This window comes from Streptomyces violaceorubidus (genome assembly GCF_000717995.1).
Taxonomy (GTDB): domain Bacteria; phylum Actinomycetota; class Actinomycetes; order Streptomycetales; family Streptomycetaceae; genus Streptomyces; species Streptomyces violaceorubidus.
In genome coordinates this window covers 151,089-164,875 of the sequence record NZ_JODM01000025.1, presented here as the reverse complement: position 1 = coordinate 164,875, position 13,787 = coordinate 151,089, and the positions used below count along the sequence as shown (strand labels likewise).

The 13,787-nt window shown below is 71.0% G+C and carries 14 protein-coding genes and 2 pseudogenes; 2 read left to right on the top strand and 14 right to left on the bottom strand.

Going from position 1 to position 13,787, the window contains the following annotated elements:
• Nucleotides 1-13: 13 nt before the first annotated feature.
• The 12 genes and pseudogenes from IE94_RS0125625 to IE94_RS0125570 all read right to left on the bottom strand — a co-directional run bounded on the left by IE94_RS0125625 (nt 14) and on the right by IE94_RS0125570 (nt 8,076).
• A complete protein-coding gene (locus tag IE94_RS0125625; protein ID WP_003965949.1) occupies nt 14-322 on the bottom strand; it encodes a DUF2469 domain-containing protein in 309 nt (102 codons plus the stop codon).
• A 56-nt stretch (nt 323-378) separates the two neighbouring features.
• On the bottom strand, nt 379-909 hold the full coding sequence (locus IE94_RS0125620; protein ID WP_030188639.1) for an NUDIX hydrolase: 531 nt from the start codon (nt 907-909) through the stop codon (nt 379-381).
• Nucleotides 899-1,675, bottom strand: coding sequence for a signal peptidase I (gene lepB, locus IE94_RS0125615; protein WP_030188637.1), 777 nt, complete (start codon nt 1,673-1,675; stop codon nt 899-901). Before lepB (IE94_RS0125615) ends, IE94_RS0125620 begins: the two co-directional genes overlap by 11 nt.
• A gap of 93 nt (nt 1,676-1,768) precedes the next feature.
• A complete protein-coding gene (gene lepB, locus IE94_RS0125610) occupies nt 1,769-2,779 on the bottom strand; it encodes a signal peptidase I (RefSeq protein ID WP_030188635.1) in 1,011 nt (336 codons plus the stop codon).
• Nucleotides 2,670-3,752 (bottom strand): annotated as a pseudogene (gene lepB, locus IE94_RS38410) (signal peptidase I); the annotation flags it as partial. The gene lepB (IE94_RS0125610) and the pseudogene lepB (IE94_RS38410), both read right to left, overlap by 110 nt.
• A complete protein-coding gene (lepB, locus tag IE94_RS0125600; RefSeq protein ID WP_030188633.1) occupies nt 3,745-4,512 on the bottom strand; it encodes a signal peptidase I in 768 nt (255 codons plus the stop codon). The gene lepB (IE94_RS0125600) and the pseudogene lepB (IE94_RS38410), both read right to left, overlap by 8 nt.
• 45 nt (nt 4,513-4,557) lie before the next feature.
• Nucleotides 4,558-4,908 (bottom strand): 50S ribosomal protein L19, encoded by a 351-nt coding sequence (rplS, locus tag IE94_RS0125595; RefSeq protein ID WP_016432403.1) that lies wholly within the window; start codon nt 4,906-4,908, stop codon nt 4,558-4,560.
• A 136-nt stretch (nt 4,909-5,044) separates the two neighbouring features.
• A complete protein-coding gene (trmD, locus tag IE94_RS0125590) occupies nt 5,045-5,878 on the bottom strand; it encodes a tRNA (guanosine(37)-N1)-methyltransferase TrmD (protein WP_030188628.1) in 834 nt (277 codons plus the stop codon).
• Nucleotides 5,878-6,453: a ribosome maturation factor RimM gene (gene rimM, locus IE94_RS0125585; protein WP_030188625.1), complete on the bottom strand. Its 576-nt coding sequence runs from the start codon at nt 6,451-6,453 to the stop codon at nt 5,878-5,880. The genes trmD and rimM overlap by 1 nt, the downstream gene beginning before the upstream one ends.
• 109 nt (nt 6,454-6,562) lie before the next feature.
• Nucleotides 6,563-6,802, bottom strand: coding sequence for an RNA-binding protein (locus tag IE94_RS0125580; RefSeq protein WP_030188623.1), 240 nt, complete (start codon nt 6,800-6,802; stop codon nt 6,563-6,565).
• A 2-nt stretch (nt 6,803-6,804) separates the two neighbouring features.
• Entirely contained in the window at nt 6,805-7,224 is a 420-nt protein-coding gene (rpsP, locus tag IE94_RS0125575) for a 30S ribosomal protein S16 (protein WP_007444852.1), read from the bottom strand.
• 255 nt (nt 7,225-7,479) lie between these two features.
• Nucleotides 7,480-8,076 carry a hypothetical protein gene (locus IE94_RS0125570; protein WP_030188620.1) on the bottom strand — a complete coding sequence of 199 codons (597 nt, stop codon included), beginning with the start codon at nt 8,074-8,076 and terminating at the stop codon, nt 7,480-7,482.
• 669 nt (nt 8,077-8,745) lie between these two features.
• Here IE94_RS0125570 and IE94_RS0125565 point away from each other — a divergent pair.
• Both IE94_RS0125565 and IE94_RS0125560 read left to right on the top strand, forming a co-directional pair.
• A complete protein-coding gene (locus tag IE94_RS0125565; protein WP_030188618.1) occupies nt 8,746-9,633 on the top strand; it encodes a class I SAM-dependent methyltransferase in 888 nt (295 codons plus the stop codon).
• Nucleotides 9,634-9,814: 181 nt separating this feature from the next.
• Nucleotides 9,815-10,420: a hypothetical protein gene (locus IE94_RS0125560; protein WP_030188615.1), complete on the top strand. Its 606-nt coding sequence runs from the start codon at nt 9,815-9,817 to the stop codon at nt 10,418-10,420.
• A 13-nt stretch (nt 10,421-10,433) separates the two neighbouring features.
• Here IE94_RS0125560 and IE94_RS36045 read toward each other — a convergent pair.
• Nucleotides 10,434-12,097, bottom strand: a pseudogene (locus IE94_RS36045) (ATP-dependent metallopeptidase FtsH/Yme1/Tma family protein).
• Between the two features lie 107 nt (nt 12,098-12,204).
• Nucleotides 12,205-13,755 (bottom strand): signal recognition particle protein, encoded by a 1,551-nt coding sequence (gene ffh, locus IE94_RS0125550; RefSeq protein ID WP_030188613.1) that lies wholly within the window; start codon nt 13,753-13,755, stop codon nt 12,205-12,207.
• Between the last annotated feature and the right edge of the window lie 32 nt (nt 13,756-13,787).

The window sequence follows — 13,787 nt, the reverse complement described above, 5'->3', positions numbered from 1 at the left end:
GTGGAAAACCCCGTCACCCGCCGGGCAGCTCCAGGTCGCTCTTGTTCAGCTCCTCGATGTTCACGTCCTTGAACGTCAACACCCGCACCTGCTTGACGAACCGGGCCGGCCTGTACATGTCCCACACCCAGGCATCCGCCATGGAGACCTCGAAGAACACCTCGCCCTGCACCGAGTGCACCTGCATCTCGTAGTCGTTGGTGAGGTAGAAGCGCCGTTCGGTCTCGATCACGTATTTGAACAGACCGACGACATCGCGGTACTCCCGGTAGAGCTTGAGCTCCATCTCGGTCTCGTACTTCTCGAGGTCCTCGGCGCTCATGGCATGTTCCCCTTCAGCCGTGCGGTCCCCCCATTGTGCGCCAGGCCCGTGCGCCCCTAGACGATTTCGGTGTCCAAGGTCACCGGCCCGGCCGGGGGACCTTCGTCGAGCAGCGTGCGCAGCAGCTCGGCGAGTCTGGTCGGATACACCGTCTCACGTGCCCGGGTCAGTTCCTCACACGTCCACCAGCGTGCTCCGGCGACGCTGCGCCGCTCCAGTTCGGTGAGGCCGGGGCCGACCGCCTCGGTGGCGGTCCGGGCGGTGCGTGCCAGGTAGTACCACTCGTCCTGGTCCCAGCGGCGGCCCGCGAAGGGGAAGGAGCACCTGCGCCGCCACAGCACCGGGCCGAGCTCGACATCGGTGATGCCGGTCTCCTCCAGCAGCTCGCGCCGGGCGGTCTGCGCACGGGTCTCGTCGCCCTCCACGCCGCCGCCGGGGGTGAACCACCAGTCGTCGGCGGGATCGTCCGGTTCGTGACCGTGCAGCAGCAGGATGCGGTCCTCGGGGTCGAGCAGCACGACCCGGGCGACCCGGCGCAGTCCGCCCTCGTAGGTGTCCTGCCCCGCCGCCGTCCCCTCAGCGGCCACCGGTCGGCTCCGCTCCCCCGCGGGCCCGGGAGGCCCCGGTCCGCTTGGCGAGGGGGCCGTAGGCCGCGCCACCCAGGATCAGCACGGCCCCGGCGATCACCAGGACGACCACGGTCCGCAGCGGGCCCGGCGAGGAGAGGTCGCCCAGCGACTCGAAACCGGTGGGCCGCTCCAGCATGCCGTTCATCGGCCAGGCCACGGCGTCCACGCGGGCGTCCACGGCGCCGCGCGACACCGTGCCGCGGGCCGCGTCGGTCAGGTGGGCGGTGGAGTCCACGGAGTTGCCGCGCTCGTCACCCAGCAGGAACAGGCGGCCCGCCGGGACGGTCACGGTCTGGAAGTCGCTGATCTCGGCCGGCGTCCCGGCGGGCAGGTACGGCTCGTCGACCACCTTGCCGTTGACCTTCAGCTTGCCCTTCTGGCAGCAGGAGACGGTGTCCCCGCCGACGGCGACGACCCGCTTGACCATCGGGGCGTTGGCCCAGGTCGCGTCCTTGAAGACGACCACGTCGCCCCTGCGGACGTCGGCGCCGTCGATGCGCTGCGCCAGGACCCGGTCACCGGCGTCGATCGTCGGCGTCATCGAACTGGTCGGCACGGTGTAGGGCCGGTAGACCACCGCTCCCCAGCCGAACCCGCCGAGGAACAGCACCAGGCCCAGCGCCACGGCGATGCCGGACAGCCGCTGCCCGGTCCGGCCGCCCACCGAAGTCCTGTTCGCTCCGCCGCCGCGCGGGGCCGTACGTGTCGTGCTCTCGCCACCCATGGAGCCGCACCTTACCCGGCGGTACGCCAACGGGGCAGCCCCCTCCCGGGGACCGGAAGGGGGCTCTTCACACCTCAGCGGGCTCCGGCGGGTTCAGCGGGTCTCGGCCGGGGCGGTGCGCCGGCGGCGCCACCAGACGATCGGGACCACGCCGACGACGGCCAGGCCCTGGGGCGCGACCGACAGCGCGGCGGCGGCCGCGGACTGGTCCTGCAGGCCGTCCTGGCCGAAGGTGTCGGGGACCGGCAGGGTGCTCCAGCGGTTCATCGGCCAGGCGACCACGATGGCGCGGCCGACGACCTCGTCCACCGGGACCATGCCGCCGTTCTTGTCCGACTGGTTGTAGCGGGAGTCCCGGGAGTTCTGCCGGTGGTCGCCCATGACCCAGATCCTGCCCTCGGGGACCGTGACCTTGAACCGCCCGCCCTGGTCGTCGTCCGAGCACGGCGTGTTGCCCGGGTAGACGTACGGCTCGTTCAGTGCCTTGCCGTTGACCTTGAGCGGGCCGGTCTTGTTGCACTCGACCGTGTCACCGGCGACGCCGATGACCCGCTTGATCAGGTCCTTCTCGTCCGCGGACGGCATCAGGCCGATCCAGCTGAGGACCGTCTGAAGCGCGTTCGGGTCGGGTGTCGGCTCGCCCGCCAGCCAGTCGTCCGGGTCGTGGAAGACGACCACCTCGCCGCGCTCGGGCTCCGAGCCGAACCAGGGGGTCAGCTTGTCGACCAGGACCCGGTCACCGATCTGAAGGGTGTTCTCCATCGAGGAAGAGGGGATGGAGAACGCCTGCACCAGGAACGTCTTGATCAGCAGGGCGAGCACCAGCGCGATGCCGATCAGGATCGGCAGCTCCTTCCAGAAGGAGCGCTGCTTCTTGGCCGCCGGAGGTGTCGCGGGCGGCGCCCCGCCCACTCCCTCGTCCTCGGTCCCGCCGTTGTGTCCGTTCTGGCCGTGCTGTCCGTTCGTCACCCTGCCGTCCTCGGTCCCGGAGCCGTACCCGGAGTCCGGGGGGCCGACCGGGGCCGGACCGGACCTCTCCTCGGGGCGACCGCGGTTCTCCTCGCCGTCGTGACCGGACCGTGCGCCAACCGCCACATCCCCCACGCCAACTCCTTACTCTCTGCCGCCGCCTGCCCCGGATACGGCGCAGGCCCACCACTCCCATAACGAGCGGGAGTTCCGCAGGGGTCGGGAGTTTCATCATCGCGTTCGGATCGTAAGGGGCAACCCTATGCGACAGCTCGGGAGCGGCGGTCGAACCGGAGGCCGCGTCGGACACGGACGCGTACGTTTTCGGTTCGTCCAGGGTGGTCCAGTGACCGAACGGCCACGCGATCACCATGGCCCGTCCCACCACCTCGTCCTGGGACACCGTGCCGAAGTCCTTCGCCTGGTGGGCGCGGGAGTCGGCGGAGTTGGACCGGTGGTCGCCCATCACCCACAACCGCCCCTCGGGGACGGTGACGTCGAACGGCGTCCGGGACGGGGTGTCGCCGGGGTACAGGTAGTCCTCGTTCAGGGGAACGCCGTTGACGGTGACGCGTCCCTGGGTGTCGCAGCACTTGACGTGGTCACCGCCCACGCCGACGACCCGCTTGATGAGGTCCTTCTCGTCGTCGGACGGCAGCAGGCCGATGAAGGCGAGGCCTTCCTTGACCTGTTTGACGACGACGGGGTCGTCCTTCTTGGTGGTCTGCTCGCCCTGGAGCCAGCCGCCCGGGTCGCGGAAGACGACGACGTCCCCGCGCTGCGGCTCGGAGCCGAACCAGGGGGTGAGCTTGTCCACCAGGACCCGGTCGCCGATCCGGATGGTCTGCTCCATGGAGCCCGAGGGGATCACGAAGGCCTGGACGAGGAAGGTCTTGAGCACCAGCGCTATGAGGACCGCGACGCCGATGAGGAGCGGGATCTCCTTGACGGCGCCGCGTCTGCGCCGCCGTTTGACCTTGCGCTGGAGCTTGCGGCGTTCGGCGCGGGAGCGGCCGCCGGACGGTGCGGCGGTCCGCCGCGAGCCGGTGGGCAGCAGGTTCTCCGCGGGGCTGCTGGGCGCTCCCCGCGGCTTGCCCCGGCTACCCATCGGCGTCCTCGCGGCGTGCCGCCCCGGCCTCGGCACCGGACACGGCCCCGGCGTCGGCCTCCGCGTCCGGCACGCGCGCGTAGGCGTCGGGGCGGTCGAGGCGGGTGGCGTGGCCGAAGGGCCAGACGATCCAGTCCGCGCGACCGATCACGTCGTCCAGCGGGACCATTCCGCCCCCCGGGGAGCCCAGGTGGTCGCGGGAGTCGCTGGAGTCGGCCCGGTGGTCGCCGAGGACGAAGAGGGTGCCGTCGGGGACGACGACGTCGAAGGGGACCGAGGAGGGGCGGTCGCCGGGGTACAGGAACGCCGACTCGTCGACCGACTGGCCGTTCACCCGGATCCTCCCCTCCTTGTCGCAGCACACCACGTGGTCCCCGCCCACACCGACAACGCGTTTGATGTAGTCGCCGTGCCCGAAACCCCCGGTGCCGTCGAAGACGACGACGTCTCCCCGGCGCGGCCGACCGTCGAAACGGTACGCCAACTTGTTTACGAGAACCCGGTCGCCGATCCTCAATCCGCGCTCCATCGATCCGCTGGGGATCTGGAAGGGTTGCAGCACGAAGGTGCTGACCAGCAGCAGGAACAGCAGGAGGGCCAGCAGGACCACGGTGATCCGGCCGCCCGGCACCCAGTCCGTGATCCGCCCCGCGAACGCGGAACGCGACCGCCCCTCCGGTCCCTTCGGATCCGAGGGCTGCTCGGAGTCGGAAGGGTGGGAGGAGCGGTCGCGCTCCGTGTGCTGTGTTTCGATGTCCATCGGGGCCAGATGCTATCCGGCCCCGGCGCGGACCTCGGAGGGCGCTCAGCTCTCGCGCTTCTCCTTGATCTTCGCGGCCTTGCCGCGCAGCTCACGCAGGTAGTACAGCTTGGCGCGACGGACGTCACCGCGGGTGACGAGCTCGATCTTCTCCACGATCGGGGTGTGCACCGGGAAGGTGCGCTCGACGCCGACGGAGAAGGAGACCTTGCGGACCGTGAAGGTCTCGCGCACGCCGGCGCCCTGACGGCGGATGACGACGCCCTTGAACTGCTGCACACGGGAGCGGTTGCCCTCGATGACGCGCACGTGGACGTTGACGGTGTCGCCGGGGCGGAAGGCCGGGACGTCGCTGCGCAGCGACGCGGCGTCGACGGAGTCGAGCAGGTGAGACATTTCGTCTGCTTTCTTCGCCGATGCCACAGGTCATCGACGGAAACTAGGTGTTTCGGAATCAGGGTCGTGCGGGTCGGGACGGACGTCGTCTCCCCCTGTGGCAGGGGCGCGCTCCGGACGGACGCACAACAGCCGCCTATTCTTCCATGCCGGGGGTCCTGCGCCAAAATCGGCCGTACGGTTCCCCGTCCGGGTCGGGCTGCCAGCCCAGGATGGAGAGCATCTCGCGGTCCTTCTTGTCGAAGGCCGCGGGATCGCACCGCTCGATCAGGTCGGGCCGGTTGGCCGTGGTGCGGCGCAGGGCCTCGTCGCGGCGCCAGCGGGCGATCTTCCCGTGGTGACCGCTGAGCAGCACGTCCGGGATGCCGCGCCCGCGCCACAGGGGCGGCTTGGTGTGGACGGGGCCCTCCAGCAGGTTGGCCATGGCGCCGAGGGCGAAGGAGTCGTCCCGGTGCGACTCCGCGTTGCCGAGCACGCCGGGCAGCAGCCGGGCCACGGCCTCGGTGACGACGAGCACGGCGGCCTCGCCGCCGGCCAGGACGTAGTCGCCGATGGACACCTCGTACACGGGCATCCGGGTCGCGTACTCGTCGACGACGCGGCGGTCGATGCCCTCGTAGCGGGCGGGGGTGAAGATCAGCCAGGGCCGTTCGGAGAGGTGGACGGCGAGTTCCTGGGTGAACGGGCGGCCGCTGGGCGTGGGCACGATCAGCGCGGGCTCGCCGGACCCCGTCTCGTAGCCGTCGGCCAGGACGGAGTCCAGGGCGTCGCCCCACGGCTCGGTCTTCATGACCATGCCGGGACCGCCGCCGTAGGGGGTGTCGTCGACCGTGTTGTGGCGGTCGTACGTCCACTCCCGCAGGTCGTGCACGTGGACGCCGAGCTGTCCGCGCGCGCGTGCCTTGCCGACGAGGGAGACGTTCAGCGGTTCCAGGTACTCGGGGAAGATCGTGACGACGTCGAGCCGCATTACGCCTCGTCCCCGGCGCCCTCGGCATCGGCGCCCTCGGCGTCCCGCGCGGAGGCGACCTCGGCCCGGTCGTCGATCAGGCCGGGCGGCGGATCGATGACCGCGCGCTGCTCGTCGAGGTCGATCTCCGTGACGATCTCGGAGACGAACGGCACGTAGACCTCGCTGCCGTCGGGGCGCTCCACCACGAAGAGGTCCTGCGTGGGCAGGTGGGAGATCTCGGTGATGCGGCCCACCTCGGTGCCGTCCTCGGTCACCACGTCCAGGTCGATCAGCTGGTGGTCGTAGTACTCGTCCTCGTCCTCGGGCCGCTCGTCCGGGTCGACGTCGGCGATCAGGAGGGTGTTGCGCAGCGCCTCGGCGCCGGTGCGGTCGTGGACGCCGGCGAAGCGCAGCAGGAGGCGGCCGCTGTGCACCCGGCCGGTCTCGATGGTGAGCGGCCCGGCGGAGGCGGGATCGGTGGCCAGTACGGCACCGGGTCCGAGCCTCAGCTCCGGCTCGTCCGTGCGGACCTCGACGGTCACCTCGCCCTTGATTCCGTGGGCGCGGCCGATGCGCGCGACTACCAACTGCACTGTGCTTGATCTCCTGTCGGTACTGCGACGAGCCGGTCGGGCTCATACGACTGCGGGCCGGGGACGGCCCAGTGGCCTTCCCCGGCCCGAGCCGGTGCTGCGATTGGCGTCAGCGGACGTGGTCCACGTCGACGAGGTCGACACGGACATCGCGTCCGCCGATGGCGCCCACGACGGTGCGCAGGGCGCGCGCGGTGCGGCCGTTGCGGCCGATCACCTTGCCGAGGTCGTCGGGGTGGACCCGGACCTCGAGCACCCGCCCGCGGCGCAGGTTGCGCGAGGCGACCTGCACATCGTCAGGATTGTCGACGATGCCCTTCACGAGGTGCTCGAGAGCCTCCTCGAGCATGCTCAGGCCTCGGACGCGGAGGACTCGGCGGCGGCCTCGTCCTTCTTGTCGGCCTTCTTCTTCTGGGTGATCGCCTCACCCTTGCCCTCGTCCTCGCCACCGATCGCCTCGAAGGACGGGCGGGCCGCCTTCTCGGCCGGCTGGAGCAGCGGAGCCGGGGCGGGCTCGCCCTTGAACTTCTGCCAGTCGCCGGTCTTCTTCAGGATGGCGAGCACGGGCTCGGTCGGCTGGGCACCGACACCGAGCCAGTACGCCACACGCTCGGCGTCGACCTCCATCACCGACGGGTTGTACGTCGGGTGGTACTTGCCGATCTCCTCGATGGCCCGGCCGTCACGGCGGGTACGGGAGTCGGCGACGACGATGCGGTAGTGAGGCGAACGGATCTTGCCCAGACGCTTCAGCTTGATCTTGACTGCCACGGGAGTGGGTTCTCCTGGTTTTGACGTGATGGGGCACGGCGAGAGAGCCGCGTGGGGTTGCGGTACCCGAGTGCCCGATGGACGCGTCAGCCGGAGGAGAGAGGGGTCCTGTGCGACTGTCGAGTACAGCTAGCCATTGTGCCACACGCGGGCAGGCCCGTCGGACCGCGGGCGCCGGGTCCCCCCGGCGGGCGGACCACTCGCCTGCGGGCGACGGGCCCCGGCCCGGTCCGGCTGCCACGAGCAGCCGGACCGTCAGCTCACTCCGGCGCCGACCACCTCCGGGATCCGGAACGGCTTGCCGCAGCCGCCGCACATGATCGGGGCCTGGGCCAGCACCGAGGGGACGACGCGGACGTTGCGCCCGCAGTCGCAGACCGCCTTCACGCGCACCCCTCCCCCGGAGGAGCCGTGCCGGGCGGCCGGACCGCGGAAGCTGCGGGCCGTGTCGGTCGCGGTGGCGGCGGTGTGCGCCTTCAGCGCGCGCTGGAGGCGTTCGATCGTCGGACGGTACCGCCGCTTCGCCTCGGGGGTGAGCGTGACCAGCGAGAAGCCGCTGCTGGGATGCGGCTCCTCGGGGTGGTCCAGGCCCAGCTCCTCGGCGATCGCGAGAAATCGGCGGTTGTGGTAGCGCCCCGCGCGGGAGGTGTCGCGTACTCCGCGCGCGGCGGCGATGCCGTGGACTGCCTCGTGAAGCAGTCGCTCGAAGGAGAGTTCGTGCCCGCAGGCGGACGACGACTCTCCGATCAGGGACTCGGGCGCGGCAAGATCGGGCAGCTCGGTGTGGTGCCGCTGAATGTCGGCCCACGCCTGCGCCAGCTCTGCGGCGAGAACAGGTGGTGTCGTGCTCACGTAATGACAACGAGCCGGAGGGCCGCTGTGTTCCTATTCCGGGCCATCCCAAATATTTTGCACGTACCAGTCAGTTGCCGCTGATGCGTCCCGACGAGGGCGGGTGCGCTGATCTGCGGAGAAGCCTCACAGCTCATACCAAGCTGGTGCGTAGTCCGACGTACGCGCCGGCGTGTAGCCGCCGTCCACGCGCCGGAGTGCGCGACCCGCGCGGGCGCAAGGGGCGTTTCGGTCGCTGTCGCGCCGGAGGGGCACCGTCCGGGAGGACGTGTCCGTGGACGCGACGTTACCGGGTGCGCTTCAGGCGTGCGGCACCGCCCCGCCTCCCGCCCCGTCGGGGCGGCGCGCGGGGGCCGCCGGCCAGGCCGACCTTGGCCGGAACCGTGCCGCCGGTGGGGCGGCCACCCGCGGTCATCGCCGGGCGTCATGTTCCGGCCATCCGGACCGGGCCGCGGGACGGGGCCGTCCCGGCTACCGCGCGGCCAGGCCCGTGTTGCCGGGAAGTGAAATCTCGCCACGCTGCCGGGGATCGGGCAAACCGGGCCCCGCTACCACTGGACGTCACGGCGAGCCCGGAGTTACCTGGCATACGGGGGGAGTGCGAGCGCACTGCACGGGGGCCATCGAATCGGGCACGGCGGTAACACTCGGCGATTGGGGCACTTTCCTATGACACCTACGCTCGTGCGGCAGCACCCGTCTCACGCGAGGGCGACACCTCACGTGGACCTGCGGGCACGCGCGCGTGACTGGTCCGAGATACAGGAGCGGATGCTCGTGCCGCTCTACGAGGCCGTCTACGAGCGACTGGACGTGGGCGGCGGTACCCGGATGCTGAGCCTGGGCTGCGGTTCCGGTCTCGCGCTGCTGATGGCCGCCTCGCGCGGTGCCGCGGTGACCGGGGTCGACTCCCGCTCCCCGGAGCTCCTGGACCTGGCCCGTCGGCGCCTGCTGTCCGGGACGCCCGAGGAGCCCGGGGCGGGCGGCGCGGTGAGCACGCGCGCGCGTGCCGACGCGCCTCGGATCGTCCGGGGCACGCCCGGGGACGCGGCGGACCCCACGGCACCGGCGTTCACCCTGGTGACCGCCTTCGAACCCACCGGGTGCCGCGCGGACGACTCGGAGGAGCTCGGCGACCTGCTCGCCCGGGCGACGCCGCTCGCCGCACGCGGGGCGGCCGTGGTGCTGGCCGGCTGGGGCCCGCCCGAGCGGTGTGCCACGACATCGGTGCTGCGGGTGGCCGCCAGGCTGACCGACCCGACGCGCGGCCCGGGCGGCTGGCGCCCCGCACTGCGGGACGACCTGGAGGAGGTCGCCCAGCGGGCCGGACTCAGGCCGGACGGCTCGGGCCGGGTGGCGTGCCCCTTCGGCTACGCCGACACGGACAGCGCGGTGCGCGGGCTGCTGTCGACCGGGCTGTTCGACACGGCGGTCGCGGCGACCGACCGGGCACAGGTCGACAAGGAGCTGACGGAGGCCCTGCACCCGCACCGGCGGCCGGACGGGACCGTGTGGATGCCGAACGTGTTCCGCTACCTGGTCGCACGAGTTCCCTGAAGGTCGGGTCCGACTGTTTCCGATCGAAAGCGTGCGACACCTGACGGGCTTCTTCCGATGCGGGTGCGAATGATGTGAAGAAGCCGGGCATGGGTTCCGGCGGTTTCCCCTGGTGCTTCATGGGCCCCTACTGTGATCCACCGTTCGGGGGAACAGACACATCTGCATACGGGAGCCCGTAGTGCCGCACCGCAAGACCGCTCTGCGCCTCGCCGCGCCTCTCGCCGTCCTCGCCCTGGCCCTCACCGCCTGCGGGGGCGGGGACGAGGGCACCGGCGCCGACGAGAAGGGCGGGGCGTCCGCCGAGTCCTCGCCGTCGCCCTCCCGGCCCGCCTCGGGCGGCGACATGGCGCAGGGCGAGAGCGCGACGGGGAAGGTCTCGGAGGATCCCGGCGAGGTCACGTACGAGGTCCTGGCGCAGAAGGTCGAGGTGGGCACCGAGGCGGAGGCCGCGAAGGCGGTGGCGGACGCCGCGGACGCGAAGGGCAAGGTGCTGGCCACCGCGCACATGAGGTACACGCACCGGGGCGGGCCGGCCCTGACCGAGGGCTCCGACGCGCACGACGGCACCACGGTGTTCGCGGACGGGCAGCGCGGCGGTGTCCTCATCGGCGCCGCCGAGGACGCGCCGGGCTGCGAGGACCCGTACGACGTCGAGAGCTGGAAGCGGGGCGAGAGCCACGTCTTCTGCGAGACCTACGTGATCCCGGCGGACGCCGCCGGCGTCGAGGTCCACTGGTCGGAGGAGGACGGCGAGCCCTACGTCTGGAAGTTCCCGCGGAAGTAGACCGACAGGGTGCTCACACCTCCGGGTCGTCCTTCGTCAGCCGGGTGATCCCGGCGATGCGGTACGCCTCCGCCTCGTCGAGCGTCTCGCTCGTCAGCAGCGACTCGGCGAGCGCGTCGAGCTGTCCCCGGTGGTCGCGCAGCTTGCGCACGGCCTCCTCGTAGCAGGAGTCCACGACCCGTCGCATCTCGCCGTCGATCGCGTCGAGCGTCTGCGGCGCGGCGGCGAGGCCGCCGGGTCGGCGCCCGGCTGGAGCATGCCCAGCAGGGCGTGCCCGCTCTCGTGGTAGGCGGTGCGCCGGCGCTCCTCCTCCGGCATCACCAGCGGACGCTCGGCCCCCAGCTGGACCTTCTCCAGCGCCTCGGAGAGGTTGGCCTGCGTCACCCGCTCCTGCTTCCGCTTGACCGCGAGCAGCGCCGCCTCGTTGGCGAGGTTGGCGAGTTCCGCGCCGGTCATGCCCGGCGTCGTACGGGCGACCTGGGCGAGGTCGACGTCCGCGGCCAGGGGGATCTCGCGGGTGTGGATCTCCAGGATCGCCTTCCGGCCACTTCTGTCCGGCGGCGAGACGCTGACCACCCGGTCGAAGCGGCCGGGGCGGGTCAGGGCGGCGTCCAGGATGTCGGCGCGGTTGGTGGCGGCGATGACGATCACGCCCTCCGAGCCGGAGAAGCCGTCCATCTCGGTGAGGATCTGGTTCAGGGTCTGCTCGCGCTCGTCGTGGCCGCCCATGCCGGAGCCGCCGCCGCGGGCCCGGCCGATGGTGTCGATCTCGTCGATGAAGATGATCGACGGCGCCACCTTGCGGGCCTCGGCGAACAGCTCCCGCACCCGGGAGGCGCCCACGCCCACGATCATCTCGATGAACTCGGACGCCGACGCGGAGAAGAACGGCACGCCCGCCTCTCCGGCCACCGCGCGCGCGAGGAGCGTCTTTCCGGTCCCGGGTGGGCCAGTCAGCAGGACACCCCGGGGCATCTTGGCACCCATGCGGCGATAGGCGTCCGGGTTCTTCAGGAAGTCGACGACGTCACTCAGCTCGCCCTCCACCTCGTCGATCCCGGCGACGTCGGCGAAGGTGGTGCGCGGTTTCCCGGCCTCCAGCTCGACCGGCTTGGGCGGCGCCTTGCGGCCGAGCATGCCGCCCGCACCGCCGCCCAGGGCGCCCCGCATGCGTCGCGCGATGAAGATCCACAGCACCACCAGGAGCAGGAGCGGGGCCAGCGCGATCAGCATGTTGGCCAGGAAGCTGCGGTGCTGCACCACGGGCTCGGCGGTGACCGTGACCTTGTTCTTCGTCAGCTCGGCCCAGAGCTGGTCGTCCGCGAAGGTCGGCCGCTCGGTCGTGAACTTGGTGTACGTCCCGTCGCCCTCGGGATTGTCGCGGGCCTTCTTCAGCTGGCCCTGGATCGCGTCGCCCTTGGCGTAGATCTTGCTGACGTTGCCCTCGTCGACCTGCTTGCTGAACTCCGTGTAGGAGATGGTCGGCTCGTCGCCCTCGTTGAAGAAGGAGAGCAAGAGGTTGGCGATCAGGTAGACGATCAGCGCGGCCAGGACCAGGTTCCACCAGCCGCCGAGCATCCTCCTGCCGCCGGACGGCGGTTTGGGCGGCTCGTCGGGCGTGCCCTCGGTCCGCCAGGGCGGCTCGGGTGCCTTGCGCGGCGGCGACGGATTGGTCATATCCGGACGCTACGACAGGAAAGCCGCGCGGGCATGTGGGTGTACGACGCCGGGGCGCCCCCTGGAACAGGAAGCACCCCGGCGAAGCACTGTGTCCGAACGGGCGGTCAGCCCATGAACTTCTTGAACTCGTCCGGCAGCTCGAAGTCCTGCCCGCCCTGCTGCGGCAGTCCGAGGGCACCCCCGCTCTGCGCGGCGGCGGCCCGGCGGGCGGCTTCCTCCTGCTCCTGCTGCTTGCGCTTCATCGGGTTGCCCGAGCGCTGCTTGCCCTTGGCCTTCTTCTGCTGCTTCTTCTGCCGGCCGGGGCCGCCACCCATGCCGGGCATCCCCGGCATCCCGGGCATGCCGCCGCCCTGGGCCATGCGGGACATCATCTTGCGGGCCTCGAAGAACCGCTCGACCAGGTTCTTCACGGCGCTGACCTCGACGCCGGAACCCTTGGCGATGCGGGCGCGGCGCGAGCCGTTGATGATCGTCGGCTCCTGGCGCTCGGCCGGGGTCATCGACTTGATGATGGCGGCCGTGCGGTCGACGTCGCGCTCGTCGAGGTTGTTGATCTGGTCCTTCATCTGGCCCATGCCGGGCAGCATGCCGAGCAGCTTGGAGATGGAGCCCATCTTGCGGACCTGCTCCATCTGGGCCAGGAAGTCGTCCAGGGTGAAGTCCTGGCCCTTCTTGGACGCCAGCTTGGAGGCCATCTTCTCGGCCTCTTCCTGGCTGAACGTCTTCTCCGCCTGCTCGATCAGGGTGAGCAGGTCACCCATGTCGAGGATGCGGGAGGCCATCCGGTCGGGGTGGAAGGCGTCGAAGTCCTCCAGCTTCTCGCCGTTCGACGCGAACATGATCGGCTTGCCGGTCACCGAGGCGATCGACAGGGCCGCACCACCGCGGGCGTCGCCGTCGAGCTTGGAGAGGACCACGCCGTCGAAGCCGACGCCGTCGCGGAAGGCCTCGGCGGTGTTGACCGCGTCCTGACCGATCATGGCGTCGACGACGAAGAGGATCTCATCGGGGCGGACCGCGTCCCTGATGTCCGCGGCCTGCTGCATCAGCTCCTGGTCGATGCCCAGGCGGCCGGCGGTGTCGACGATGACCAGGTCGTGGACCTTGGCCTTGGCGAACTCGATGGAGTCCTTGGCGACCTTGACCGGGTCGCCCACGCCGTTGCCCGGCTCGGGGGCGTAGACCGCGACACCGGCGCGCTCGGCGACGACACTGAGCTGGTTGACGGCGTTGGGGCGCTGGAGGTCGCAGGCCACGAGCAGGGGAGAGTGGCCCTGCTCCTTGAGCCAGCGGCCGAGCTTGCCCGCCAGGGTGGTCTTGCCCGCACCCTGGAGACCGGCCAGCATGATCACGGTCGGCGGCTGCTTGGCGAAGCGCAGGCGGCGGGTCTCTCCGCCGAGGATGCCCACCAGTTCCTCGTTGACGATCTTGAGGACCTGCTGGGCCGGGTTCAGCGCCTTGGAGACCTCGGCGCCGAGGGAGCGCTCCTTGACCTTCTTGATGAAGGCGCGCACGACGGGCAGCGCCACGTCGGCCTCAAGCAGCGCGATGCGGATCTCGCGGGCCGTGGCGTCGATGTCCGCCTCGGACAGCCGTCCCTTGCCCCGGAGGGATTTGAAGGTGGCTGACAGGCGGTCGGAGAGAGTATCGAACACGGCGGCGTAGGTCCTCGCGTCGGCGTTGGTGT